We start from the raw sequence: 24,538 nt of genomic DNA on the forward strand, positions 1-24,538 counted from the left end.
CGCGCGAATAGCCCATCAGGGTCCAGCACCTGGAGCAGGTGCGGTAGCACGAGACCGGATATACGTGAGCAGTCGTACCTCACGGCCTGAAGACGGATTGTTTGCAAACGAGGAGGAGTCCATATACGGAAGTTAGGCATCAATCCCGTAAAAGTTGTTCATAGCCTTGAGATGGGCCGTTGCCGAGCTTCCTAATAGGGGCTGCCACAGAACCGGGTCAACTTCTTGCTGATGCTGTAGCCCCTCAATGAACCCTGTTGCGATTGCGGCTTTTACCCTGTCGTCACCCTCATCAAGAAGCCGTTCAACAAGATCGAAAAGCGCCGCTGACTGCTCGTAATCACCTTGTAGGAAGCGTTGTTGCACTAGCGTGCACAGCTGAGACAACCACGCCTGTGCGATGAATTCGCCGTCTTCGCCGATCCATTCGTCAGCAGAAGCGACAACGCGATCACGAAGGCCCGGATAAGTGCGACAAAGTAGCTGACGCATTTCTTCCATATGGATCATTCAGGTATTCCAGAACAAGTTTGTGAACGACCGCTGGTGGCCGCTTGCAGACGGTTGAAACAGCTCAGTGTACGCTATCGTTGCTTTGACAACAAGAATGCGTTTTTTGAGCCCGCCGAATTGAAGAACTTGCCAATCCCCCCTTGCAACTCGTCCAGCATTGACTATTGTGTAATAGACGGCAGGCTCGGCACTGGCGTCGAAGGCGGACGACGTGGACATCTTTACGGCAGTGGAGCGCAAGAACCTGCGCGAATTGAAGCGGATACTCAAGCATGATCCGCTGGCGGCGCGCAGGACCGATTGTTGGGGACGCACGGCCTTGATGCTGGCCTGCGTCGAGGGCGAGGAGGCGTTCGTCAGGCTGCTGCTGCCGCTGAGCGACCCGCAGGCCAGCGACCGCGACGGGGAGACGGCCCTGATGCTGGCTTCCTTCGGTCATCCGGCCTGCGTCGAGCTGCTATTGCCGGCCAGCGATCCGCACGCGCAGGACGGGGATGGCTGGACGGCGCTAATGTGGGCCGCGTCCAGCGGCAGCCAGCGCTGCATCGAACTGCTGATGCCCCACAGCGATGCGGGCGCAGCTTTCATGGGACTGGGCAAGGCCTTGAGCGACAAGGCCGCGCCTTCTACCGATTGACCAGGCTGCGCGGCTGCAGCAAGGCGAGCACCGCGCCCAGCAACAAGGCGGCCGATACGACGTACATGCCCGCGTTGGTGCTCTGGGTCACGTCCTTCATCCAGCCGATGATCGAGGGGCTGACGAAGCCGGCCAGGTTGCCGATCGAGTTGATCATGGCGATGCCGGCGGCGGCCGCGGTGCCACCCAGGATGGCGCTCGGATAGGTCCAGAACACCGGCATGGTGGCCAGCAGGCCGGCGGTGCCGAGCGAGAGCGCGGCCATGGCCAGCACGACATTGTCGCCGTAGACGGTGGCAAGGAACAGGCCGATGCCACCAAGCGCGCTGGCGACCGTGAAGTGCCAGCGGCGCTCGCGGGTGCGGTCGGCGCTTTTCGCGATGGCAAGCATGGCGACCACGGCGCAGCCGTACGGGATGGCGGTCAGCAGGCCGACGTCGAGCGCATCCTTGACGCCGGCGGCCTTGATCAGCGTCGGCAGGTAGAAGCCCACGCCATACAGGCCCATCATGCAGCAAAAATAGATCGCCGCCATCAGCCAGACGCGCCCATTGCCGAAGACCCCGGACAGCTTGTGGTCCGCCTTGCCGGTGTTGTCCTTGGCGATATTCTCTTCCAGCAGGCGTTTCTCCTCGGTGCTCAGCCAGGACGCGGCGCGGATGCTGTTCGGCAGGTAGAAGATCGTGACGACACCGAGGATCAGCGAGGGCACGGCTTCGCCCAGGAACAGCCACTTCCAGCCCGCCATCCCGTTCATGCCGTTCATGGCATTCAGGATCCAGCCCGACAGCGGCCCGCCGATCACGCCGGCAATCGGGATGCCGATCATGAACAGGGCGTTCATGCGGCTGCGCCGCGCCGCCGGGAACCAGTAGGTGAGATACAGCACGATGCCCGGGAAGAATCCGGCCTCGGCGACACCGAGGAAGAAGCGCACCACGTAGAACATGGCGGGCGTGGTGACGAAGGCCGTCGCCGCGGACAGGATGGCCCAGCTGATCATGATGCGGCCGATCCAGACCCGCGCGCCGACCTTGTGCAGGATGATGTTGCTCGGGACTTCGAACAGGAAGTAGCCGATGAAGAAAATGCCGGCCCCGAGTCCGTAGACGGTTTCGCTGAACTGCAGGTCGTTCAGCATCTGCAATTTGGCGAAGCCGACGTTGACGCGGTCGAGGTAGGCCGCGACGTAGCAGATGAACAGGAAGGGGAGCAGGCGCGCGGTCACCTTGGCATAGGTACGCGTTTCCATTTGCTCGCGCTGCGCTTGCGCGGCGCCCGTCGAAAGGGTAGGAGAGTCCATGTGTGTGTTGACCTTGCTGGATGAAATGGTGAAAGCGCCGAACGGCTGAATGCACGGCCTTATTATATATATGTTAACTGCGCCTCAGCGCCGGCAAGCGAATCGCGCTGCCTTATTGCAGGCTCGTCGCCCGCACGATGCGCATGATGCTCGCGCGCGACAAATTCGCGGCGCGGGCGAGGGCGCTGATCGATTCGCCGGCCCGGTGCTGCTGGATGATCAGGGCGCGCTGGGCCTGGGTCGTGCAGACCGGACGGCCGCGCGTCCGGGCTTGCGGTGTCGGGGCGATCGGCGCCATGCATGCCGGGTCGGGCAGGGGCGAGCGTTCCATGTCCGCGACGGCCGACAGCGCCGCGAGGACCGCCTGGCCGGCGGCGCCTGCGAGGTCGAACGTGCCGAGCTGGAGCACGACGAGTTCGCTGCGGCACAGGACTAGTGTCCGGATCTGGGAAACGATGTCGCGCGCGTCCTGGCCGAGGCAATCGAGCGTGCACACGACCAGGCGGTCGTGCTTGCCGATGCGTCCGAGCAGGCGCTGGAACTGGAAACGCTGCGAGGCCGGACGCTTCTCGCCGGCGCAGTCGTCGGCAAACCAGTGAGCGAGTTCGTAGCCGGCATGCTCCAGCAAGCGTCGTTGCTGATCGCTGTGCTGCCCGCTATTGTTTGACCATCCGTATCCGAAAACCGCCATTGCATCGCCCCCGATTCCCGTTACGCCGATGTTCAGCGCTTCAGCTGGGACAGGTCGCGTACCGCGCCGCGATCGGCCGAGGTGGTCAGCGCCGCATAGGCTTGCAGCGCCTGCGAGACGAGGCGTTCGCGTCCCACCGGCTGCCAGGCATCGCGCCCGCGCGCTTCCATGGCGGCGCGGCGCTCTGCCAGCGCGCCGTCGGTCACGCGCAGATTGATGGTGCGCGCCGGGATGTCGATGTCGATGGTGTCGCCTTCTTCCACCAGGCCGATCGCGCCGCCTTCGGCCGCTTCCGGCGAGGCGTGGCCGATCACCAGGCCCGAGGAGCCGCCCGAGAAGCGGCCGTCGGTGAACAGGGCGCAGGCCTTGCCGAGTCCCTTCGACTTGATGTACGAGGTCGGGTACAGCATCTCCTGCATGCCGGGGCCGCCCTTCGGGCCTTCGTAGCGGATGATGACGACGTCGCCCGCGTGGACCTGGTCGCCGAGGATGGCGTCGACCGCCGCGTCCTGGCTTTCGAACACGCGCGCCTTGCCGGAAAACTTGAGGATGCTTTCGTCGACGCCGGCCGTCTTGACGATGCAGCCCTTGGCGGCGATGTTCCCGTACAGGACCGCGAGGCCGCCGTCCTGCGAGTAGGCGTGGGCGCGGTCGCGGATGCAGCCCGTGCTGCGGTCGATGTCGTTGGAGGCGAAACGCTCGGCCTGCGAGAAGGCGACCTGGGTCGGCACGCCGCCCGGCGCCGCGCGGAACAATTCATGGACCGCACGGTCGTCGCTGACGCGGATGTCGTACTTGTCGATCGCCGCTTGCAGCGTCGGGCTGTGCACCGTCGGCAGCGAGGTGTCGAGCAGGCCGGCGCGCGCCAGTTCGCCCAGGATGGCGACGATGCCGCCGGCGCGGTGCACGTCCTCGATGTGGTACTTGTCGGTCATCGGCGCGACCTTGCACAGGCAGGGCACCTGGCGCGAGATGCGGTCGATGTCGGCCATCGTGAAATCGACCTGCGCTTCGTGCGCGGCGGCCAGCAGGTGCAGCACGGTGTTGGTCGAGCCGCCCATCGAGACGTCGAGCGCCATCGCGTTTTCGAACGCGGCGCGGGTGGCGATCGAACGCGGCAGGACGGAATAATCGTCGCCTTCGTAGTGGCGCTTGGCCAGGTCGACGATCAGGCGGCCGGCCTTCAGGAACAGCTCCTTGCGGTCGGCGTGGGTGGCGACGATGGTGCCGTTGCCCGGCAGGGACAGGCCCAGCGCCTCGGTCAGGCAGTTCATCGAGTTGGCCGTGAACATGCCGGAGCAGGAGCCGCAGGTCGGGCAGGCCGAGCGCTCGGCTTCCAGCACGTCGGCATCGGACACCTTGTCGTCGCCGGCCTTGATCATGGCGTCGATCAGGTCGAGCTTGATGACCTTGCGCTCGTTGTTCACGACCTTGACGACCTTGCCGGCTTCCATCGGGCCGCCCGAGACGAACACGGTCGGAATGTTCAGGCGCATCGCGGCCATCAGCATGCCGGGCGTGATCTTGTCGCAGTTCGAGATGCAGACCATGGCGTCGGCGCAGTGGGCGTTGACCATGTACTCGACCGAGTCGGCGATCAGGTCGCGCGAAGGCAGCGAGTACAGCATGCCGCCGTGGCCCATGGCGATGCCGTCGTCGACCGCGATGGTATTGAATTCCTTGGCGACGCCGCCGGCCGCCTCGATCTCGCGCGCCACCAGCTGGCCCAGGTCCTTCAGGTGCACGTGGCCGGGCACGAACTGGGTGAAGGAGTTCACCACGGCGATGATCGGCTTGTCGAAATCGCCGTCCTTCATCCCGGTGGCGCGCCACAGGGCGCGGGCGCCGGCCATGTTGCGGCCCTGGGTGGTGGTGTGGGAACGGTAGGTCGGCATGCTGGACTCCTGTAACGGCGGCGGATGAGAACCTCAGGATGCCGGATGGACAATGATATGTCCAATACATGATTTCAAGCGCTGTGATTCTTTTTAGATATCACAGAGTGCAGAGGGCTGGGGCGAATGCCCTGATGCCAGGGACCTAGCCTGACTTGCCGTAGGGTGGGCACTCCGTGCCCACGCGGTCGTACAGTCGCACACCGCAACGCCTGCAAGCGATGCGCCATGTGTCGACCTGCATGCTTCCAACCGCGTGGGCACAGAGTACCCACCCTACAAAAGCTTGACGCTCAAGTGACTGGCATGGCCGTACGACCCGCTTTCACTTGCAGTTGCACGGCTCGTTCGCCGGCCTGATCTCGGTACCCTGGTGAAAAGTGTTCTTCCAGCCGTCCGCCTCGCGCACCCAGACGCGCACGTAGCGGCCGCGGAAGGGCTTGCCGCCTTCCTGGCGGCTGCGGAACACGCCCGCGATGACGGCGACCTTGCCGCCGTCGAGCAACTGGATCTCGGTCGACTCGTTTTCGTAGCTGACGAAACGGACGTCCTGGCGCTCGAGCGCCGTGAGCAGCTCGGTCTTGCTGCGCACGCGGCCGCGGCTTTCGACATGCCGGTAATAGCGGTCCATCAGATTGCGCAAGGTGGGAATGTCGGCGCGCAGGATGGCTTCGGAGCGCTGCTTTTCGAGGGCCAGCAGGGTGGGTTCGATCGCGCCGGAAGCGGCGGCGCCGGGCGCGAGGCCGGCCAGCTGCAGGGCCAGGAGGACGCAGGCGAGCGTCTTCATGCTGGTCCCGCTCCCGGAGGCGCGATGCAGTAGCGGTTGCGCCCATCCGCCTTGGCCTGGTACAGCAGCGCATCGGCCGCGCGGATCAGCGAGGCGCTGGTCTGGGCCCGGTGGTCCGGCACCAGCGCGGCGATGCCCATGCTCGAAGTGAGGAGCGGACTGGTGGGCGAGACCGCATGTGCGATCGCCAGCGCCGCCAGTTCGTCCAGCACCCGCTGGGCCACGGCGCGGGCCCCGTCGGCGTCGGTCTCGGGCAGCAGGATGGCGAATTCCTCGCCGCCGTAGCGCGCCACCAGGTCCTGGGCGCGGTTGGCGGCGCGGCAGAAGGCGCGCGCGACCTGTTCCAGGCAGGCGTCGCCGGCCTGGTGGCCGTAGTGGTCGTTGAAAAGCTTGAAGTGGTCGATGTCGGCCAGGATCAGCGCCATCGGCAGCCCGGCGCGGCCGCAGCGGCGCCATTCGTTGTCGATCCGTTCGCTGAAGGCGCGCCGGTTGGCCACGCCGGTCAGGCTGTCGGTCAGGGTCATGGCGCGCAGGGCGTCGGCCTGGCGTTTGACCGTCAACTGGGTCCGCACGCGGGCGCGCACCACGGCAGCGTTTACCGGTTTGCTGATGAAGTCGGCCGCGCCGGCGTCGAGCGCGCGGGTTTCGTCTTCGGGCGAGGTGAGGGCGGTGACGAAGATGACCGGGGTGCCGCTCGTCTCGGGCGCAGCGCGCAGCGCCTGCAGCACCGCATAGCCGTCCATGCCGGGCATGACGGCGTCGAGCAAGATCAGGTCGGGGCGCTGGGCCTGGGCCAGGGCGAGCGCACGGCTGCCGTCGAGCGCGAACAGCACCTCATGCTCGTCCTGCAATGCCGCATGCAGGATCTGGATGTTTTCCATGGCGTCGTCGACGACCAGGATGCGCCCGTTCAGGGCCAGCTCGCTCCAGCTCATGCGTCTCCTCTTTGCTCCAGTATAGCCCCGAGCAGCTGCGCCGCGCGGTCGAAACGCAGGGTGCCGACCGCTTCGGCAAGTTCAAGCGCCTCGCCAGCGCCGAGCAGCGCGTCGAGACCGGGCGCGAGCGCCGCGTGCATCGCCAATGCCTTCATATTGTTATTCCTGAGCAATTCTAGCAGCTGCGCCAGGGAAGGCCTGTCCACCTGGGGGATGGCGGGCGCCGGCACGGACGGCGCCAGTTCGCGCGCTGCCGCCTGCAGCGGCGCCAGCGCCGGCTCCAGCAGTGCCAGGTGGCGCGCCGCGGCCTTGTCGTCGCCGCCGCGCAGCGCGCTTTCCAGCGCCTGGGCCTGGGCCGCCAGGTCGACCGCGCCGAGGTTGGCGGCCACCCCGCGCAGGCGGTGGGCCACCACCAGCGCGCCTTCACGGTCGCCCCTTGCCGTCAGCGCGTGCAGCTCGTCGAAGCTGGCGCCTGCGCCGGCGACGAAGCGGGCGAAGACGGCGGCAAAGGCGTCCAGGCTGCCGCCGAAGCGCGGCAGGGCCGCCTGCAGGTCGAGGCCCGGCAGGTGCGGAACCGCCGTGGCCGGCGCCGGCTGCGCGGCGGCGGCGGCGGCGCGTCCGGTCACGCGCGCCAGCGTCGCCACCAGTTCGTCGACGTCGATCGGCTTGGCCAGGTGCTCGTCCATGCCGGCGTCGAATGCGCGCCGGCGGTCTTCATCGCTGCTGTTGGCGCTGATCGCGATCACCGGCAGCGCGTGCAGGCCCATGGCCCGGATCGACGCGCAGGCCTCGTAGCCGTTCATCACCGGCATCTGCAAATCCATCAGGACCGCATCGAATCCGGCGTCCGCACTACCCAGCAGGGACAGGGCCTCGGCGCCGTCATCGGCCACCGTCACCAGGGCGCCGGCGTGGGTCAGCACATAGGTCGCCACTTCCTGGTTGATGGCGTTGTCCTCGACCACCAGCACGCGCAGGCCCGCCAGGCAGGCTTCCAGCGGCGCCGGCTGCGGCGCTTCCGGCGGCGCGGCGCCTTGCGCTTCGCGGATCGCCGTCACCAAAGCCGTGCGCGTAAAGGGCTTGCCGAGCAGGGCCAGGCGCGGGGCGGCGGGCAGGGCGGGCGCATCCACCGTCGCGTCGGGCACCAGCAGCACGGTTGTGGGCAGGGCCGGCAGCGCGGCCAGCCCGGCGGCGCCGGCGTCCGCGCACAGGAGGGCATACTCCCCGCGTTCGAGCGCGGCGCGGGCCGCGGCGGCGTCGCTGACGCAGTCGGGTTCCCAGCCGGCGCTGCGCAGGGCGTCGGCCAGCGCCGCCGCGCCGCGCGCCGAGGGCACGAGCACCAGCGCGCGCTGCGGCGCGGCGGAATCCGGCTGCGCCGGCGGGTCCATGTCGCCGAAGTCGGCTTCGAAATGGAAGGTCGAGCCGAGGCCGGGACTGCTGTCCACGGCCAGGCTGCCGCCCATCAGGGCTACCAGACGACGTGCGATCGACAGGCCAAGGCCGACGCCGCCGTGGGTGCGGCCGGTCGAACTGTCGCCCTGCGAGAAGGGTTCGAACAGGCGCGCCTGGTCGGCAGAGGCGATGCCGATCCCGGTGTCGCGCACGGCAAAGCGCAGGCGCACCCGGCCCAGGCTGCGCGCCGCGACCGCCACCGACAGCACGATCTCGCCGCTGTCCGTGAACTTGACGGCATTCCCGACCAGATTCAACAGCACCTGTTCGAGGCGGGTCGGGTCGCCGCGCAGCAGGCGCGGCACGTCGGGCGCCAGCGCGAAGACGGTCTCGATGCCCTTGGCACGCGCATCGGGCCCGGTCAGGACGGCGATGCCCTGCAGGGTGGCGTCGAGTTCCAGGGGGCGCTGTTCCAGCACCAGCTGGCCGGCGTCGGTCTGGGCGTAGTCGAGCAGGTCGTTCAGGATGCCGAGCAGCGAGCTCGATGCGCGCTTGATGTGGGCCAGGTGGGCGCGCTCGCGCCGCCCCAGCGGGGCTTCTTCCAGCAGGCGCGCCAGGCCCATGATGGCGTTCATCGGGGTGCGGATCTCGTGGCTCATGTTGCCGAGGAATTCGCTCTTCGCGCGGCTGGCCTGCTCGGCTTCGCGCAGCGCTTCCACCAGGCGCCCTTCGGTCAGCTTGAGTGCGGAGATGTTCACGTGCAGCGCGTAGAAGCCGCGCACCCGGCCGTCCTTGCCGATGTCGGGCAGGTAGCTGCCCCAGACGTGCACCGGCTCGTCCTGCTTGTTGCGCAGCGCTTCCTCGAAGTTCTGCGGCCGGCCCGCCAGCACGCCCGCCACATAGGGCTGCAACTGGGCCAGGATGTCGGGCCGGACCAGGTCGCGGGTGGACTGCCCGATGACCGCCGCCTCGTCGTCGGTGCCGAGCCAGGCCAGGGCCGGCCGGTTGGCGAAGCGCAGCCGCTCGTCGGCATCCCAATAGCTGACCAGGGCCGGCAGGTTGTCGGTGACGGTGCGGATGAAGCGCTCGCGCTGGCGCAGCTGGGCACCGCTGGCGCGCAGCGCGGCGTCGGCCGCCACGCGTTCGCTGATGTCGCGGATCGTCACCTGCATCATGCCGCGCCCGCCGATGTCGATGCTGGTCAGGCGGATATCGGCGTGGAAGTTGCTGCCGTTGCGGCGCTGGTGCACCCATTCGAACTGGACGCCGCCTTCATCCAGCGCGCGGCGCATCAGTTCGGGCGCGTACTCGTCCGAGCGGCGTCCGTTGGGCTGGAATTCGGGCGAGAGGCTGGCGGGCGAATGCATGGTCAGCTCGTCGACGCTGTAGCCGAACATGCGCGCCGCCGCCTGGTTGGCGCTGACGAAATGGGCGTTATAGGCAAGCAGGGCCTGGGCATCGCCCGAGCCTTCGAACAGGACCCGGAACATCTCTTCGTTGTCGCGGTTGCGCTGTTCCAGCTGCTTGCGTTCGGTGATGTCGATCACGACCGCGTTGATGCCGACCAGCTCGCGCTGCGGCCCGAACACCGGGTAGTAGCTCGACAGCCAGTGGCGGATCACGCCCGGCTCGGCCGGTACTTCGCCCGCGACTTCGACGTCGCGCAGCGCGCGCCTGGTTTCCAGCACGCGGCGGTAGGGCGCCTCGAAGGCGACGCCGACCTCGCCCAGCAGTTCGGGCAGGGTGCGGCCGAGGTGGGCCAGGGCCGGCACGGCATTGATCGCAGCCAGGCACTCGTTGATCATCACGAAGCGCAGGTTGGCGTCGACGAAGCACAGGCCGACCGGCGCCGTGGCATACACGGTTTCCAGGCGCACGTTCAGGCGCGCCAGTTCGGCGGTGCGGTCGGCCACCCGCGCTTCGAGCTGGCAGCGGTAGCGCAGCAGTTCGCCCTCGACTTCCTGCAGCGCCGCGGACACCTCCGCCGTTTCGCCGATCGCCGGCGGCGGCAGCCGCAGCGGCTCGCCGCGTCCGAGCGCGGCGGCCGGCTCGACCAGGCCCTGCACCGAGCGCGCGATGCCGCCGCCGATGGTCCAGGCCAGCAGCAGGCCCAGGCCCAGCAGGGCGCTCGACACGGCGACGGTGAGCGGCAGGCTCTTGCCGAGCAGCTCGCGCGCGGCATTGTCCGGATAGGTGACGGCGACCAGCCAGTCGTGCTTGGTCGAGCGGATCCAGGCGGCGTGCCGCGCCACGCCGTCGCCCTCGTCCGGCAGGTGCACCAGGCCCTCGGGGCTGGCGGCCGCGTTCGAGGCGAGCACGCCGTTCATGGGGGTGCCGACGCGGATGCCGCCTTCGATATTGCGCGCCACCACCAGGCCGCGGGCGTCGACCACTTCGGCCACCCAGCCGGGCGGCAGCTGCTGGGCGCCCAGCAGGTCGGCGATCCGTTTCGGGCGCACCTGGCTCGACAGCACATAGGCCACCTTGCCCGCGCGCCAGACCGGCACGTCGGCCGAGAACACGAAGGCCTGACCGGGTCCGGGCCGGTACAGGCTGGAGATACGGGCGTCGCCGCGCAGCAGGACGGCCTCGACCGAGTCGCGGTTCGGCATCTCGGGGAGCGGACTGCCGTAGGCGTGGCGGGTGTCGAGCAGGGGCTGGGCGCCGGGGCCGCTCAGGGCGAAATTCGAGACGGCAAATTCGGGGCGCAGCAGGCGGCGCGCCTCGGCGTGGAATTGCGCGAGATCCTCGCTTCCCAGCGCGGGCCAGGCGGCAGCCACGCGCGCGGCCGTCTCTGCGCTTTCCAGGTCGCGTTCGAGCGCCGCCGCCAGCGCGCGGGTGACGGTCGCGGCGTCGCGCGCCACGTGCTGCTCCTCGCGCCGGCCCGCGTCATGGACGAAGGCGATGTAGGCGAACAGGATCGGCAGGACGCTGGCGAGGACGAGGGTGAACAGCTTCGAACGGATCGAAGGCAGGCTGGTGCGGCGAAACAATGGCAAAACGGATCCAGGTCGAGTGCGGCGCGGGGCGCGCCGCCAGCGAGCATGGTAGCCAAGAGAGAAGGAGGGCGGTAGCGCGATGCGCCGCCGCCCTCCTTAATTGTAGACCATCAGCAACAAATCATGCCGGCTTGGCAAGGTATTTCGCCAGTTCGACCTTGGCGATGGCGTTGCGGTGCACTTCGTCCGGGCCGTCGGCCAGGCGCAGGGTGCGGTTGCCGGCCCACTGCGAGGCGAGCGGGAAGTCGTCCGAGACGCCGCCGGCGCCGTGGGCCTGGATCGCCCAGTCGAGCACCTGCTGGGCCACGTTCGGCGCCAGCACCTTGATCATCGCGATCTCGGCGGCCGCCACCTTGTTGCCGACCGTGTCCATCATCCACGCGGCTTTCAAGGTGAGCAGGCGCGCGGTGTCGATGCGGATGCGGGCTTCGGCGATGCGCTCGCGCCACACGCCCTGTTCGGATATCTTCCTGCCGAAGGCGACGCGCGAATCGAGACGCTTGCACATCAGTTCCAGCGCGCGCTCGGCCACGCCGATGGCGCGCATGCAGTGATGGATTCGGCCCGGTCCCAGGCGGCCCTGGGCGATCTCGAAGCCGCGGCCTTCGCCGAGCAGCATGTTGGCGGCAGGGACGCGCACGTTCTCGAACAGGATCTCGCAGTGGCCATGCGGCGCGTCGTCGTAGCCGAACACGGGCAGCGGGCGCTTGATCGTGATGCCCGGGGTATCGGCCGGCACCAGGATCATCGACTGCTGTTGGTGGCGCGCCGCGTTCGGATCGTTCTTGCCCATGACGATGAAGATCTGGCAGCGCGGATCGCCGGCGCCCGAGATCCACCATTTGTGGCCGTTGATGACGTACTCGTCGCCGTCGCGTTCGATCCGGGTCGCGATGTTGGTCGCATCCGAGGAGGCGACATCGGGTTCGGTCATGGCGAAGGCCGAGCGGATCTCGCCACGCAGCAGCGGTTCCAGCCAGCGCGTCTTGTGTTCTTCGCTGGCATAGCGCTCCAGAGTTTCCATGTTGCCGGTGTCCGGCGCCGAGCAGTTGAACACTTCCGGCGCCCAGCCGACGCGGCCCATGATTTCGCACAGTGGGGCGTAGTCCAGGTTCGACAGGCCCTCGGGAGCGCGCTTCGATTTCGGCAGGAACAGGTTCCACAGGCCCTGTTCGCGGGCGAGGGGTTTGAGGCGCTCGATGATTTCGGTCGGCACCCAGCGGTTGCCCTTGGCGCCGTTGGCGTCGACTTCCTGTTTATAGGCTTTTTCGTTCGGATAGATGTGCTCGTCCATGAAGGCGAGCAGGCGGGTACGCAGTTCCTTGCAGCGGTCGGAATAGTCGAAGTCCATGGTCTCTCTCTTTATTCTCAGCGGTTTGCGAATTGCCAGGCCATCTCGGCCATCGGGCGGGCGGCCTTGCCGTTTTCCAGCGCCTGCGCGCTCGAGGCGGTGCCGTCGACATAGCGTTTCATGATGCCCTGCATGATGCCGGCCAGGCGGAACATGTTATAGGCAAGATAAAAGTTGAAATCTTCCATGCGCACCGTCTTGCCGGTGCGCTCGCAATAGCGGGCGACATAGCTTTCCAGGTCCGGGATGCCGAGGCTGGCGAGATCCAGGCCGCCGATGCCGCGGAACTTGCCGGGCGGGATGTACCAGCTCATGCAGTGGTAACTGAAGTCGGCGAGCGGGTGGCCCAGGGTCGACAGTTCCCAGTCGAGCACGGCGAGGATGCGCGGCTCGGTCGGGTGGAAGATGATGTTGTCTAACCGGAAGTCGCCGTGGACGATGGAAGTGTCTTCGCCCGGCGGGATGTTCTTTGGCAGCCACTCGATCAGGCGGTCCATCGCCTCGATCGGTTCCGTCACGGAGGCCTGGTACTGCTTGGTCCAGCGCTCGATCTGGCGCGCAAAATAATTGCCGGGCTTGCCGTAGTCGGCCAGGCCGATGGCGGCGTAGTCCACCGTGTGCAATTGCGAGATAACGCGGTTCAGCTCGTCGTAGATGGCGCCGCGTTCCTCCTTGCTCATACCAGGGAGCGACTGCTCCCACAGCACGCGGCCTTCGACGAAGTCCATCAGGAAGAAGGCGCGGCCCATGACGGATTCGTCGGTGCAGAGGGCGATCTGGCGCGGCACCGGGAAGCCGGCGCCGTGCAGGGCGTTCATGACCCGGAATTCGCGGTCGATGGCGTGGGCCGACGGCAGCAGCTTGGCAGCCGGGCCGGGCTTGGTGCGCAGGACATATTGTCTGTCCCCCGCACGGAGTTTAAAAGTCGGGTTCGATTGGCCGCCCTTGAACTGCTCGACTTCCACCGAGCCGGCCGGGAAGTCCGGCACGTTGGCCCGCAGCCACCCGGCCAGCGCCTCGACATCGAACTTCTGGCGCTCGGAGACCGGCTTGGTCCCCATCATTTCTTCATACACTGGCGTCTCCTCCTGTGTTGGTTTGGAACCTCATTTCCAATCGATTGTAGCCGATGAAGTGAACGATCGTACTATTTATTTTGCTAACTTTTTTCGGCCGTTCGGCGGTACTGCGCAAACAGTTGTTCCATGGTGGTCGTGCGCGAATCCGGTTGCAGGGGCGCGGGCGGCACGTGGTTCACGAAGCGCACTACCCAGTCGCGCTCATGGGCGCCGACGTCGAGCGCATTGATGCAGCCGGCTTCCTGGGCCAGGCCGCCGAGGAACAATCGCTGGCCGGTCAGCGCCAGCGACAGGATGGCGCAGTTGACGCCGCCGTGCAGGACCAGCAGGACCGTGTCCCAGCTCTCGTCGGCGCGCAGGCGCTCGAGGGCGGGATGGACGCGGTCCATCATCTCGCCGACCGATTCGCCGCCGAGGAAGCGCTGTTCGGGATCGACCAGGCCTTCGAAGGCGCCGGTGAAGGCGCGTTTCAGTTCCTCCTTCGGGATCGTGGACAGGCGGCCGCCGCGGATTTCGTGGAGTTCGGGCCAGACTTCGGGCTCGATCTGCTGTCCGGTGACGGCCAACACCCGCGCTGCGGTCTCGACGGTGCGCGGCAGACCGGAAACGATCACGCGGTCGAAGCGGACGCCGGCGGCGGCAAAGGCGCTGCCGGCGGCATCGGCCTGGGAGCGGCCCAGTTCGTTGAGGGGGACTTCTTCCGGTAGGACGGGGCGGCCGGCGGCGTCGAAGTAGGTGACACTGCCATGGCGCATCAGATAAACGCGCCGGCGTGTTGAGGCTTGTTCTTGCATAGTGCTCCTCTAACGTTGATCCGAGGGACGTAAGGTGGGCGGCTCTGCCGCCCACGCGGTGAGAGTTGTCGGCAAGATCATCCGGCGCGATATCGGAGCCGATAACAATCACTGCGTGGGCGGGGAACCCGCCCACCTTACGGGTGCAAAGCTTATTTATCTTACAGCCCATTACCGCCGAGCGCTGCCTTTCCACCACAAAACAAATTCCAACGGTAAATATTGCCCCGTTCTGCCTTAAAATGATTCCCCATTTTGCAGGCAATCGAAGGGGTGGTATGGCAAGGCCAGAAAAAGTCAGGCTCGGTGAAATCCTGGTGCAGCAAAAGCTGCTGTCCGAGGAACAGCTGAACCAGGCGCTCGCAGACCAGAAACGCACCGGGCGCAAGCTCGGGCGCGTGTTCGTCGAGAATGGATTCGTCACCGAAGAGCAGATCTCCGGTGCCCTCGCGCGCCAGCTGAACATCCCCTACATCAACCTCAAGTTCTACAACATCAGCGACGCCCTGGTGCGCCTGCTGCCGGAAACGGCCGCGCGCCGCTTCCGCGCGCTGGTGCTGGAAGAGAGGCAAGGCGGCCTGCTGGTCGGCGTCTCCGATCCGACCGACCTGTTCGCCTACGACGAGATCGCGCGCCTGCTGCGCAAGAACGTCGAGCTGGCCGTGGTCAACGAGACCGAGGTCCTGCACACGATCGACCGCATCTACCGCCGCACCGGCGAGATCACCGATTTTGCGAAAGAGGTGGAAGCGGACGTCGGCGACGCCTTTGTCGACTTCGGCGCCATGACCGCCAACCCGGGCCTGGAAGAGGCGCCGGTGGTGAAACTGCTGCAGTCGGTGTTCGACGACGCGGCCCAGGTGCGGGCGTCGGACATCCACATCGAGCCGCAGGAAGGCAGATTGCAGATCCGCTTCCGCATCGACGGCGTGCTGCACCTGCAGACCGAGGCCGACATCAAGATCGCCACGCCGCTGGCCCTGCGCCTGAAACTGATGGCCGACCTCGACATCTCGGAGAAGCGCCTGCCGCAGGACGGCCGCTTCGCCATGAAGGTCAAGAACCAGCGCATCGACGTGCGTATCTCGACCATGCCGACCCAGTACGGCGAATCGGTCGTGATGCGACTCCTGAACCAGGCCGGCAACACGCTGCGCCTGGAATCGATCGGCATGCCCCGCAAGATGCTGGAGCGCTTCCGCGCCATCGTCCAGCGCCCCAACGGCCTGGTGCTGGTGACCGGCCCCACCGGCAGCGGCAAGACCACGACGCTGTACAGCGCGCTGGCCGAACTGAACTCGGTCGAGAAGAAGCTGATCACCGTCGAGGACCCGGTCGAATACCGGCTGCAGGGCATCAACCAGGTGCAGGTCAACGACAAGATCGAGCTGTCCTTTGCCCGCGTGCTGCGTTCGGCCCTGCGCCAGGACCCGGACATCGTGCTGGTGGGCGAGATGCGCGACCAGGAAACGGCGCAGATCGGCCTGCGCGCCGCGATGACCGGCCACCTGGTGCTCTCGACCCTGCACACCAACGATGCCGCCAGTACGCCGCTGCGCCTGATGGACATGGGCGTGCCGCGCTACATGGTGGGCGGTTCGCTGCAGGCCGTGCTGGCCCAGCGCCTGGTGCGCGTGATCTGCGAAAGCTGCTCGACGCCGTATGCGCCGACCCCGCCGGAAGTCACCTGGCTGCGCGCGGAACTCGGCAGCTTCGTCGAACAGGGGAAGTTCTTCCACGGGAAAGGCTGCTCGCATTGCAATGGCACCGGTTATCGCGGACGCACGGGCGTCTACGAACTGCTCGAAATGACGCGCGAGGTGACCGACGCCGCCAATCACCCCGACCCGAGCCACTTTCTGAAGGTCGCGCACGAGCAGATGGGCGGCCACACGCTGCGCCGTCATGGCGTGGCGCTGGCCGTGCAAGGCCGTACGACGATCGGCGAAGCCATGCGTATCAGTAATCAGACTGAAGACTGAGCAGACGGAAGACTAAACGATGCCATTCTTCGCCTATAAAGGCCGCAATGCGCGCGGCGAACTGATGCAGGGCGTGCTGGAAGCGGCGGACAGCGGGGCGGTCGCCGACCAGCTGTTCGGCACCGGCGTGACGCCGGTCGAGATACTGCCGACCCGCCGTACCGCCGGCAGCAGCGGCGGTCTCGGCGAGACCTGGCGCCGCCTGAGAGAGAAAAAGGTCACGTCGATGGACGTGCAGCTGTTCTCGCGCCAGATGCACACGCTGCTCAAATCCGGCGTGCCGATCATGCGCGGCCTGGGCGGCCTGCAGGACTCGAGCACCAGTCCGGCCTTTGCGCGCGTGATCAAGGACTTGCGCGAGTCGCTCGACTCCGGCCGCGAACTGTCCGCCGCCATGCGCCGCCACCCGGAGTGCTTCAGCAGCTTCTACCTGTCGATGGTGCGCGTGGGCGAGATGACGGGCCGCCTCGAAGAAGTCTTCCTGCGCCTGTTCGACCATCTCGAATTCGACCGCGACATGCGCGAGCGCGTGAAGACGGCGCTGCGCTATCCGAGCTTCGTGATGATCGCGATGGTGATCGCCATGGTGATCGTGAACATGTTCGTGATCCCGCAGTTCGCGAAGGTGTTCGAGAGCTTCCATGCGACCCTGCCGCTGATGACGCGCATCCTGATGGCGACCTCGCGCTTCACGCTCGACTACTGGCCGCTGCTGGCGGGCGTCACGGTGGGCGCCTTTGTCGCCTTCCGCTCCTGGGTCGGCTCGCCCGGCGGGCGCTACACCTGGGACCGGCGCAAGCTGCGCTTCCCGATCGCCGGCAAGATCATCCACAAGGCGACCATGGCCCGCTTCGCGCGCAGCTTCGCGCTGTCGATCAGGAGCGGGGTGCCGGTGGTGCAGGCGCTGACCGTGGTGGCGCAGACGGCGGATAACGCCTACCTGGCGGCGCGCATCGAGCAGATGCGCGACGGCGTCGAGCGCGGCGAGAGCATCCTGCGCACCTCGACCGCGGCCAACGTCTTCACTCCGATCGTGCTGCAGATGATCGCCGTGGGCGAGGAGACCGGCTCGCTCGACGACCTGATGGACGAGATCGCGCTGATGTACGAGCGCGAAGTCGACTACGAACTGAAAACCCTGTCGAGCCAAATCGAGCCGATCCTGATCACCTTCCTCGGCGTGATGGTGCTGGTGATGGCCCTCGGTATCTTCCTGCCGATCTGGGACCTGGGCAAGGCCGCCCTGCATCGCTGATGAAGACGAGACGCAGGCAGGGTGGGGCGACGCGGCTGGAGCTGGCCGTGAGCACCACCCTGGCTGTCTTGCTGGCTGGAGTGTTGCTTAAATGCATCATCAGCTATCAGGGCGAAACCGAGCACGTCGCGGCAAAACAACTCATCGGTTCGCTGCGTACGGCCTTGGCCGTGCAGTCGGCCAGGATCATTTCGACAACAGGCGAAGCGGGTTTGTTGGCACTTGCTCAACAGAATCCAATGACATGGTTGCAAGAACGGCCGAAAAACTACCTCGGCGAGTACTATTCGCCGAAAAATGAGGCACTCCCGAAGGGTCATTGGTATTTCGACCGCAGTGCACGCACGCTGGTTTACCTCCCATCTTCGGAGAAATCTTTTTCTTCTGGGATACAAAAAATTCTGGTCTTCAAGGTAGAATTCATTCGTGTGTCCGCTCCGGTTCATGCAGGAAAGGGCATCGCAGGCCTGGTGCTCGAAGAACGTGACGAGCAGGCCATCGCTTACAACACCAATGCGGGGTCCCTTCCGCGCGTACATTTCTCGGAGAAAAAGTAATGAACAAGAGCATCAAAGCAGCGCAAGGCGGTTTTACCCTGATCGAACTGATCGTCGTGATCGTCATCCTCGGCATCCTGGCCGCGACCGCGCTGCCGAAGTTCGCCAGCCTGAGCGGTGAAGCGCGCCTGGCCAGCCTGAACGCCGCCAAGGGCTCGCTGAGCGCGACCTCGGCCATGACCCACGGTAAGTACCTGGTCGCGCCGAGCGCCACCATCGCCGTCGAAGGCACAAACGTCACCATGAACACCACCTCGGGCTACCCATCGACCGCGAGCGCTGCCCAGGCAAACGCGCTGGCCGCCGCCGCCGGCCTGTCGACCGCCGACTACACCGTGTACACCACCGGCGGCAGCGGCACCCGCCCGACCGTCGTTGCCGGCCAGTTCGCCGTCGTCCCGAACAGCATCATCAACACCGCAACCGCGGCCAAGTGCTTCGTGCTGTACACCTCGTCGACCGCCGCCAACACTCCGCCGACCATCACCGTCGGCAGCCCGACCAACCCGACCGCCGTCAAAGACTGCGAGTAAGCTCCCGTCGCCCGTGGCTGGCCTGCATCCTCGACTCTTGCGTTCTGCACCCAGCCGCGGCAAGCGCTTCCACCATGGCTTCACCATGGTGGAGCTGGTCGTTGTCATCATCCTCATCGGTATCATCGGCGGCATTGCCGCCGATCGTTTCTTCGAACGCTCCACCTTCGATACCGTCGCCTGGACCGAACGCGTCAGGGCGACGCTGCGCTACGCGCAAAAACGGGCGATCGCCCAGAATTCCTCCGTGTACGTTCATCTGACGCAGGAGCGCGTCTCCGTCTGCCTCGACGAAAATCCCGCCTGCGAGGGCGAGGGCATGCGCGTCCCGGCGCCGGGCGGCAGCAACAGCGGTTCCGGTCCCACGCGCGCCGCCTGCGGTTCGGACAGCTGGCTGTGCGAGGCCGCGCCGAGCGGCGTGAGCATGCGGCTCCCCGATGTGCCGGCGCCGCCCGCCGGCGGCGTTCGATTCGACGGCCTCGGCCGCGCCACGATGCTCGGCAACTTCAGCGGCCGGCTGCAGGTCAGCGGCGACGGCATCACCCAGTCCGTCGGCGTCGACGCGGAGAGCGGCTATGTCGATTGAGCGCGAGCGCGGTACCACCCTCGTGCGCCAGCGCGGCGTCACCCTCGTCGAACTCATCATGTTCATCGTGATCGTCTCGATCGCGCTGGCCGGCATCCTGCAGGTGATGCGCATGACCACCGCCAACAGCGCCGATCCGCTACGCCGCAAGCAGGCGCTCCTGATCGCCGAAGCCCTGCTGGAAGAAGTGCGCCAGGCCGGCTTCACCTACTGCGACCCGCGCTCGGGGAATGCCGCCGAAGCGCAGAAGAGCGCCGACTGCGAACTCGCGGAGGGCTGGGGCAACGAGGGCGGCAAACCCTACCTGCGCCCCTACGACAACGTCAACGATTACGCAGGCGCCGCCGCGACCGCCACCGCGGCCTTCGACAACGATAGCGGTGCGCTGACCGATGCCCTCGGGCGCCCCCTGAACCTGGCCGGCTACAGCGCCAGCGTCAGCATCGTGCCCGACGCCCTGGGCGACATCGCGGCCAGCGGCACGGACGCCGACAGCGAAGCCCTGCGCATCCGCATCGTGGTCAAGTACGACAGCACCGAATCCGTGGTCCTGGACGGCTACCGCGCGCGCTATGCGCCGCAGGCGGGCGTCCAATGAATCGGCGCATGAATCTGCGAGCGGTGCGCGGCTTCACCCTGGTCGAGGCGATCGTCGTGATCGTTATCATCGGCATCATCGGCGCCATCGTCGCCGTCTTCATCAAGGCCCCGATCCAGGGTTATGGCGACACCGTGGCCCGCGCCGAAGCGGGCGAGGAAGCCGATCTGGCGCTGCGCCGCATGGCGCGCGAGATCCGCCTCGCGCTGCCCAACAGCGTGCGCGTCAACGATGACGGCAGCGCGATCGAATTCCTGCTCACCCGGACCGGCGGGCGTTATCTCGCCGTGGAAGACGGCGCCACCGGCGGCAAGCCGCTCGACTTCGTCGATGCCGCCAACAAGGAATTCGATGTGGTCGGCGGCCTGCGCAGCGCCGTCGCGAAAGGCGACTACGTCGTCGTCTACAACCTCGGGGCCAGTGCCGACATGGCGCCGGCCAACGCCTACGGCCTCGCCGCCGCCGACCGCAACATTGCCCGCGTCAGCGAGGACGTCGGCGAAAACGGGACGACGATCAAGCTCGACGACAACCCGTTCGCGCGCGACGATCCGATGCCGTCGCCGGGGCGCCGTTTCCAGGTGGTGAGCACGCCCGTCACCTTCCGCTGCGAATCGAAGGACGGCGCGCTGGTGCTGACGCGCTACGCCGGCTACCCGATCCGCGCCACCATGGCCGTGGAGATGGACAAGCCCTCCGCCGCGCTGCTGGCGCGCCGGGTCGCCGCCTGCGAAGGCATTTTCAGTTACGCACAGTCGGACGTCGAACTGCGCCGCAGCGCGCTGGTGCTGCTGTCGCTCAGCCTGCACACCCGCAGCGCCGGCGACGCTAGCTTCGGCCCGGTGCGCCTGCTGCACCAGGTCCACGTGGACAACACGCCATGAACCGGTTTTCACATATCCCCGGCCGGCGCCGCCGCACGCGCGGCGTCGGCATCGTCACCGCGATCTTCCTGCTGGTCGTGCTGGCCGGCCTCGGCGTCGCGCTGATCTCCGTCTTCAACAGCCAGCAGCAAGGCATCGCACTGGACGAGCAGGGCGTACGCGCCCAGCAGGCCGCGCGCGCCGGGATCGAATGGGGCCTCTATCATCGCCTGAAGGGGGATGAGGCCTGCAAGGACAAGGAGACGTATACCGTCGCGCTCGGCGGCGACGTGCTCGACAAGTTCACCGTCAGGGTCCGCTGCGAGAAGCGCGACGGTCCGGCCGTGGCAGCGGGGGAGGCCGGCCTCGAGCGCTGGATCATCCATGCCACCGCCTGCACGCCGGCCAAGGACGGCGCCTGTCCCGACAGCTGGAACAATCCCGACTACGTGCGGCGGGTGATCGAGGTGCAGATATGAGGCGCCCGGTCGCGCTCGTCGCGCACGTGCTGGCGCTGCTGGTCCTGCTGTTCGGGACGGCGGCGCGCGCCGATACGCCGATCGCCCTGTGGAAGGCCTTCGATGGCCGCGTCAATTTCACCGGCACCCAGGTCACGCTGCGCACCAAGGCCAACAGCACCAACAACGGCAACAACAATACGGCCGCCTGCACCGTCACGCTGCCCAGCACCAACCGCACCGCCTACCTCGGCATTCCGCTGGGAGCGACCGTGCTGTCGGCCCAGCTGTACTGGGCCGGCTCGGGCACGATGGACAGCACGGTCAGGTTCGAGAACCAGGACGTCAGCGCCGGCCGCAAGTACAGCTCGAGCACGGTGGGCGGCGGCTTCAATTACTTCGGCGGCGCGGCCGACGTCACCGCCATCGTCAAGGCCAAGGGCAGCGGCACCTATAACTTCTCGGGACTGACCGTCTCCAACGGCAGCCCCTGGTGCGCATCGCAGGGCGTGCTGGGCGGCTTCTCGCTGCTGGTCGTGTACTCGCATCCGACCCAGCCCGAGCGCGTGCTGAACCTGTACGAAGGCTTCCGCTACGTGCAGAACGCCGAAGTCATCGTCAACGCCAGCAACTTCCGCTGGAACCGCACCTCCTATCCGGTCAAGGAGAAAGCGCGCATCGGCCACATCACCTGGGAAGGCGACTCGACGCTCGCGCAGGACGGCGAGCGCCTGTTGTTCGAGGGCACGGAAATGACCGACTCCCTCAACCCCGAGGGCAACCAGTTCAACTCGCGCAGCAACATCAACAACGACAGCGCCTCCTACGGCATCGACTTCGACGCCTACGACACCTCGGTCACCGTCTGGGCCGGCTACGATGCAACCGTCACGACACGCTACCGCACCGGCCAGGACATGGTGATCCTGAACGCCGAGGTGCTGGTGGTGCCGACCATGCCGGTATCGGACCTGTCGATCGCGCTGGTGCGCAATACCGTTTTGAAAGTCGGCAGCGACGCCCAGTACACGGTGACCGTCACCAATAACGGGCCCTATACCGAGGCCGGCCCGATCACGGTCAGCAACACGCTGCCCGACGGGATGAGCTATGTGTCCGGCGGCGGCACCGGCTGGACCTGCGGCGGCACCACCACCGCCGGCAGCTGCGTCTACCGCGGCGCGCTGGCGCCGGGCAGCAGCGCGCCGGCCCTGGTGGTGAAGGCCGCCGTCACGAGCGGCGGCGACAAGACCAATACCGTGACGGTCAAGGGCACGGACGACGACAACCTCGCCAACAACAGCGCGAGCGACACCGCCACCGCCGTGGCGGCGCCGCCACCGCCGCCACCGCCTCCGCCCACCACGGGTCCAAAGATCACGTATGAATTCACGAACCAGGCATGCGCGGCCGGGCTCGTCATCGGCGCCACCACGGGGTGTACCCAGTACGACGCCAACATCCTGGGCGGGAGCGACAAGAACCCGAAGATCTACCTGACCGCCGTCATCGACGGCAAGACCGGCACGCCGAATGCGAAGGAAAGCACGACGGTTGCGATGACCTTCATGCTGAAGTGCCGCAATCCGACGGCCGGCAAGGTCGGCGCCACCCTGGAGGGCAAGGCGATACCGGTGTGTTCCGCCGACGACCCGTGGTCGAAAGCGGTCGATATCGTGTTCCCGCAGAACGCCGTCTCGGTCCCGCAGACCTTTGTTTATGGCGATATTGGCCAGGTCGAGCTGCACCTGAAGGCCAACGATGAAGAACGCGCCACCGCGGCCTTTATTAGCGCACCCACGCAGATCGCCTTCAGGAACATCGTCTACCCCAGGGACGAGACGCACAAGGATCCGAATCAGGGCACGATCAAGGTCAGCGACCAGGCCTTTGCGCCCGCCGGCTCGACCCTGACGCTGGAAGTGGGCGCACTGCTGGCCGACGGCGGCTGGGCGCCGAACTTCGGCAACGAAACCCCGGCGCCGCTGCTGGTGCTGGGCAAGTCGGCCATCACCGACGTCCAGTACGAAGACGAGGGCAAGCTGATCGAGAGCGGCACCCCGAGCTGGGCCGGCGGCATCCGCACCAGCTACGCGGCCTGGAGCGAAGTCGGGGCCATCAACTTCAGCATCGGGCTGGGCGATCCGACGCCGGATGGATCGGGTAAGGCCAACAACTATCTGGGCGTGAACGTCCCCGGCAGCACGGTCGTTGTTGGCCGTTTCTATCCCGCTTACTTCAGGACCGAGGCGGTCGGCCGCTTCAATTGCCCGGCCAACCTGGATGCGGGCGTCTTCCCATGCCCGCGCGCGACCGAGAAGGGCGTGAACAACGGCGCCGTGTATTCGGGCCAGCCCTTCGACGTCACGGTGCAAGCCTACAATGCCATGAACCAGCCGGTGAAGAACTTCACCACCGTCAAGCAGACGGCGAAGAACTACCCCGGCTGGTTCCGCCCGATCACGCTGCGTGCCGTGGGCAGCGCGGGCGGGGGCCTGCTGGCGCCCGACTTCACGCCGACGGCTCCCGCCACCAGCACGACGATCGACGCCTCGACCAGCATTCCGGCCGAAAAAGAAGGCGATCCGCCCACGATCCGGATCATGGGCAGCGCCACCTACACCCTGCCTGCCGCCTACAGCAACACGAGTCATCGCTCGACCGCGATCAGCGAACCGACCGGGGTGTTCGTGCGCGCGCTGGCGTCCGACAACGCGGCGGCCGGCAAGGTCGCCATCACGTCCGACCGCGGCAAAGGGGAGAACTCGGACGAGAACGGACTGCTGGTCCTCAGCGGCCGCCTGGCGGTGCCGAACGTGCTCGGTACCGACATCCTGCCGACGGCCCTCGGCCTGCGCGCCGAGTTCTGGGCCGGCAGCAAGTACGGCGGCTGGCTGTTCAACCGCGGCTACACGGAAGCACTGGCGGCCAGTGGCGACAAGGTGAAGTTCCTCGTCTGTTCGGCCAACTTCGCCAAGGACGGTAAGTGCGATACGAACATCGTCGCCGCCATGGCCGTGAAGGGTGAGACGCGCAAAGTGAACCTGGTAAACGGCGCCGGCACCCTCTGGCTGCGCGCCCCCGGCAAGCTCGCCGGGGGCGTGGCGCGCACCGGATCCTTCACCCTGCAATTCGACGGCTGGACCTGGCTGCCGAGCACGATCGGCCGGGTCAGTTTCGGCAGCTACCGCAGCCCCGTGATCTACGTGCGCGAGATGTATTTCTAGTCTGCGTCCAGCCGTTGTCGCAGGCACGCCCCTCCCATGTTGCCGTCGAGCGATTTTATTCGGTAAAACCGGCGAACTTGAATATAATCAAGTCTCTACGGTC

20 protein-coding genes are annotated in these 24,538 nt (G+C 66.7%); 10 read left to right on the top strand and 10 right to left on the bottom strand.

From position 1 onward, the window contains the following. Window positions 1-132: 132 nt before the first annotated feature. Window positions 133-510: a hypothetical protein gene (locus tag C2862_RS00005; protein ID WP_136218070.1), complete on the bottom strand. Its 378-nt coding sequence runs from the start codon at window positions 508-510 to the stop codon at window positions 133-135. A gap of 214 nt (window positions 511-724) precedes the next feature. Between C2862_RS00005 and C2862_RS00010 the strand changes: the two genes are divergently transcribed. Then, window positions 725-1,150, top strand: a complete 426-nt coding sequence (locus tag C2862_RS00010; protein ID WP_136218071.1) for an ankyrin repeat domain-containing protein — start codon at window positions 725-727, stop codon at window positions 1,148-1,150. Here the strand turns inward: C2862_RS00010 and C2862_RS00015 are convergent. The 9 genes from C2862_RS00015 to C2862_RS00055 all read right to left on the bottom strand — a co-directional run bounded on the left by C2862_RS00015 (window position 1,140) and on the right by C2862_RS00055 (window position 14,376). Then, window positions 1,140-2,453: an MFS transporter gene (locus C2862_RS00015; protein WP_136218072.1), complete on the bottom strand. Its 1,314-nt coding sequence runs from the start codon at window positions 2,451-2,453 to the stop codon at window positions 1,140-1,142. The two genes, C2862_RS00010 and C2862_RS00015, sit on opposite strands and share 11 nt — an antisense overlap. 112 nt (window positions 2,454-2,565) lie before the next feature. Beyond that, window positions 2,566-3,144: a recombinase family protein gene (locus tag C2862_RS00020; protein ID WP_136218073.1), complete on the bottom strand. Its 579-nt coding sequence runs from the start codon at window positions 3,142-3,144 to the stop codon at window positions 2,566-2,568. Window positions 3,145-3,176: 32 nt separating this feature from the next. Beyond that, window positions 3,177-5,039, bottom strand: a complete 1,863-nt coding sequence (ilvD, locus tag C2862_RS00025; protein WP_136218074.1) for a dihydroxy-acid dehydratase — start codon at window positions 5,037-5,039, stop codon at window positions 3,177-3,179. A gap of 325 nt (window positions 5,040-5,364) precedes the next feature. Continuing rightward, window positions 5,365-5,826, bottom strand: coding sequence for a nuclear transport factor 2 family protein (locus C2862_RS00030; RefSeq protein ID WP_136218075.1), 462 nt, complete (start codon window positions 5,824-5,826; stop codon window positions 5,365-5,367). Next, a complete protein-coding gene (locus C2862_RS00035) occupies window positions 5,823-6,761 on the bottom strand; it encodes a diguanylate cyclase (protein ID WP_136218076.1) in 939 nt (312 codons plus the stop codon). Before C2862_RS00035 ends, C2862_RS00030 begins: the two co-directional genes overlap by 4 nt. Then, window positions 6,758-11,152, bottom strand: a complete 4,395-nt coding sequence (locus tag C2862_RS00040) for a PAS domain-containing protein (protein WP_229467219.1) — start codon at window positions 11,150-11,152, stop codon at window positions 6,758-6,760. The genes C2862_RS00035 and C2862_RS00040 overlap by 4 nt, the downstream gene beginning before the upstream one ends. A 121-nt stretch (window positions 11,153-11,273) precedes the next feature. Next, window positions 11,274-12,503 (bottom strand): acyl-CoA dehydrogenase family protein, encoded by a 1,230-nt coding sequence (locus C2862_RS00045; RefSeq protein WP_136218077.1) that lies wholly within the window; start codon window positions 12,501-12,503, stop codon window positions 11,274-11,276. A gap of 17 nt (window positions 12,504-12,520) precedes the next feature. Beyond that, window positions 12,521-13,564: a phosphotransferase gene (locus tag C2862_RS00050; protein ID WP_136218417.1), complete on the bottom strand. Its 1,044-nt coding sequence runs from the start codon at window positions 13,562-13,564 to the stop codon at window positions 12,521-12,523. A gap of 98 nt (window positions 13,565-13,662) precedes the next feature. Continuing rightward, window positions 13,663-14,376 carry a histidine phosphatase family protein gene (locus C2862_RS00055; RefSeq protein ID WP_229467220.1) on the bottom strand — a complete coding sequence of 238 codons (714 nt, stop codon included), beginning with the start codon at window positions 14,374-14,376 and terminating at the stop codon, window positions 13,663-13,665. A gap of 278 nt (window positions 14,377-14,654) precedes the next feature. Between C2862_RS00055 and C2862_RS00060 the strand changes: the two genes are divergently transcribed. From C2862_RS00060 to C2862_RS00100, 9 genes are read left to right on the top strand one after another with little or no spacing between them, the layout of a single operon-like run. After that, window positions 14,655-16,358 carry a GspE/PulE family protein gene (locus C2862_RS00060; RefSeq protein ID WP_136218078.1) on the top strand — a complete coding sequence of 568 codons (1,704 nt, stop codon included), beginning with the start codon at window positions 14,655-14,657 and terminating at the stop codon, window positions 16,356-16,358. A 19-nt stretch (window positions 16,359-16,377) separates the two neighbouring features. Next, window positions 16,378-17,613, top strand: coding sequence for a type II secretion system F family protein (locus C2862_RS00065; protein WP_136218079.1), 1,236 nt, complete (start codon window positions 16,378-16,380; stop codon window positions 17,611-17,613). A 47-nt stretch (window positions 17,614-17,660) separates the two neighbouring features. Then, window positions 17,661-18,170 carry a hypothetical protein gene (locus tag C2862_RS00070; protein WP_136218080.1) on the top strand — a complete coding sequence of 170 codons (510 nt, stop codon included), beginning with the start codon at window positions 17,661-17,663 and terminating at the stop codon, window positions 18,168-18,170. Beyond that, complete coding sequence (locus C2862_RS25945) at window positions 18,170-18,703, top strand: type II secretion system protein (protein ID WP_136218081.1); 534 nt, start codon at window positions 18,170-18,172, stop codon at window positions 18,701-18,703. Before C2862_RS00070 ends, C2862_RS25945 begins: the two co-directional genes overlap by 1 nt. 37 nt (window positions 18,704-18,740) lie before the next feature. After that, window positions 18,741-19,289, top strand: a complete 549-nt coding sequence (locus C2862_RS00080; RefSeq protein ID WP_136218082.1) for a prepilin-type N-terminal cleavage/methylation domain-containing protein — start codon at window positions 18,741-18,743, stop codon at window positions 19,287-19,289. Then, window positions 19,279-19,887, top strand: a complete 609-nt coding sequence (locus C2862_RS00085) for a prepilin-type N-terminal cleavage/methylation domain-containing protein (RefSeq protein ID WP_136218083.1) — start codon at window positions 19,279-19,281, stop codon at window positions 19,885-19,887. Before C2862_RS00080 ends, C2862_RS00085 begins: the two co-directional genes overlap by 11 nt. Before the next feature lie 8 nt (window positions 19,888-19,895). Then, window positions 19,896-20,771 (top strand): prepilin-type N-terminal cleavage/methylation domain-containing protein, encoded by an 876-nt coding sequence (locus C2862_RS00090; RefSeq protein WP_168709965.1) that lies wholly within the window; start codon window positions 19,896-19,898, stop codon window positions 20,769-20,771. Beyond that, window positions 20,768-21,229 carry an agglutinin biogenesis protein MshP gene (locus C2862_RS00095; protein WP_136218085.1) on the top strand — a complete coding sequence of 154 codons (462 nt, stop codon included), beginning with the start codon at window positions 20,768-20,770 and terminating at the stop codon, window positions 21,227-21,229. Before C2862_RS00090 ends, C2862_RS00095 begins: the two co-directional genes overlap by 4 nt. Beyond that, the gene (locus C2862_RS00100; protein ID WP_136218086.1) at window positions 21,226-24,435 is read left to right on the top strand and encodes a DUF11 domain-containing protein; all 3,210 of its coding nucleotides are present in this window, start codon (window positions 21,226-21,228) and stop codon (window positions 24,433-24,435) included. The genes C2862_RS00095 and C2862_RS00100 overlap by 4 nt, the downstream gene beginning before the upstream one ends. Window positions 24,436-24,538 lie beyond the last annotated feature (103 nt).

It is taken from the genome of Massilia sp. Mn16-1_5 (genome assembly GCF_004798585.1).
Classification (GTDB): Bacteria; Pseudomonadota; Gammaproteobacteria; order Burkholderiales; family Burkholderiaceae_D; genus Telluria.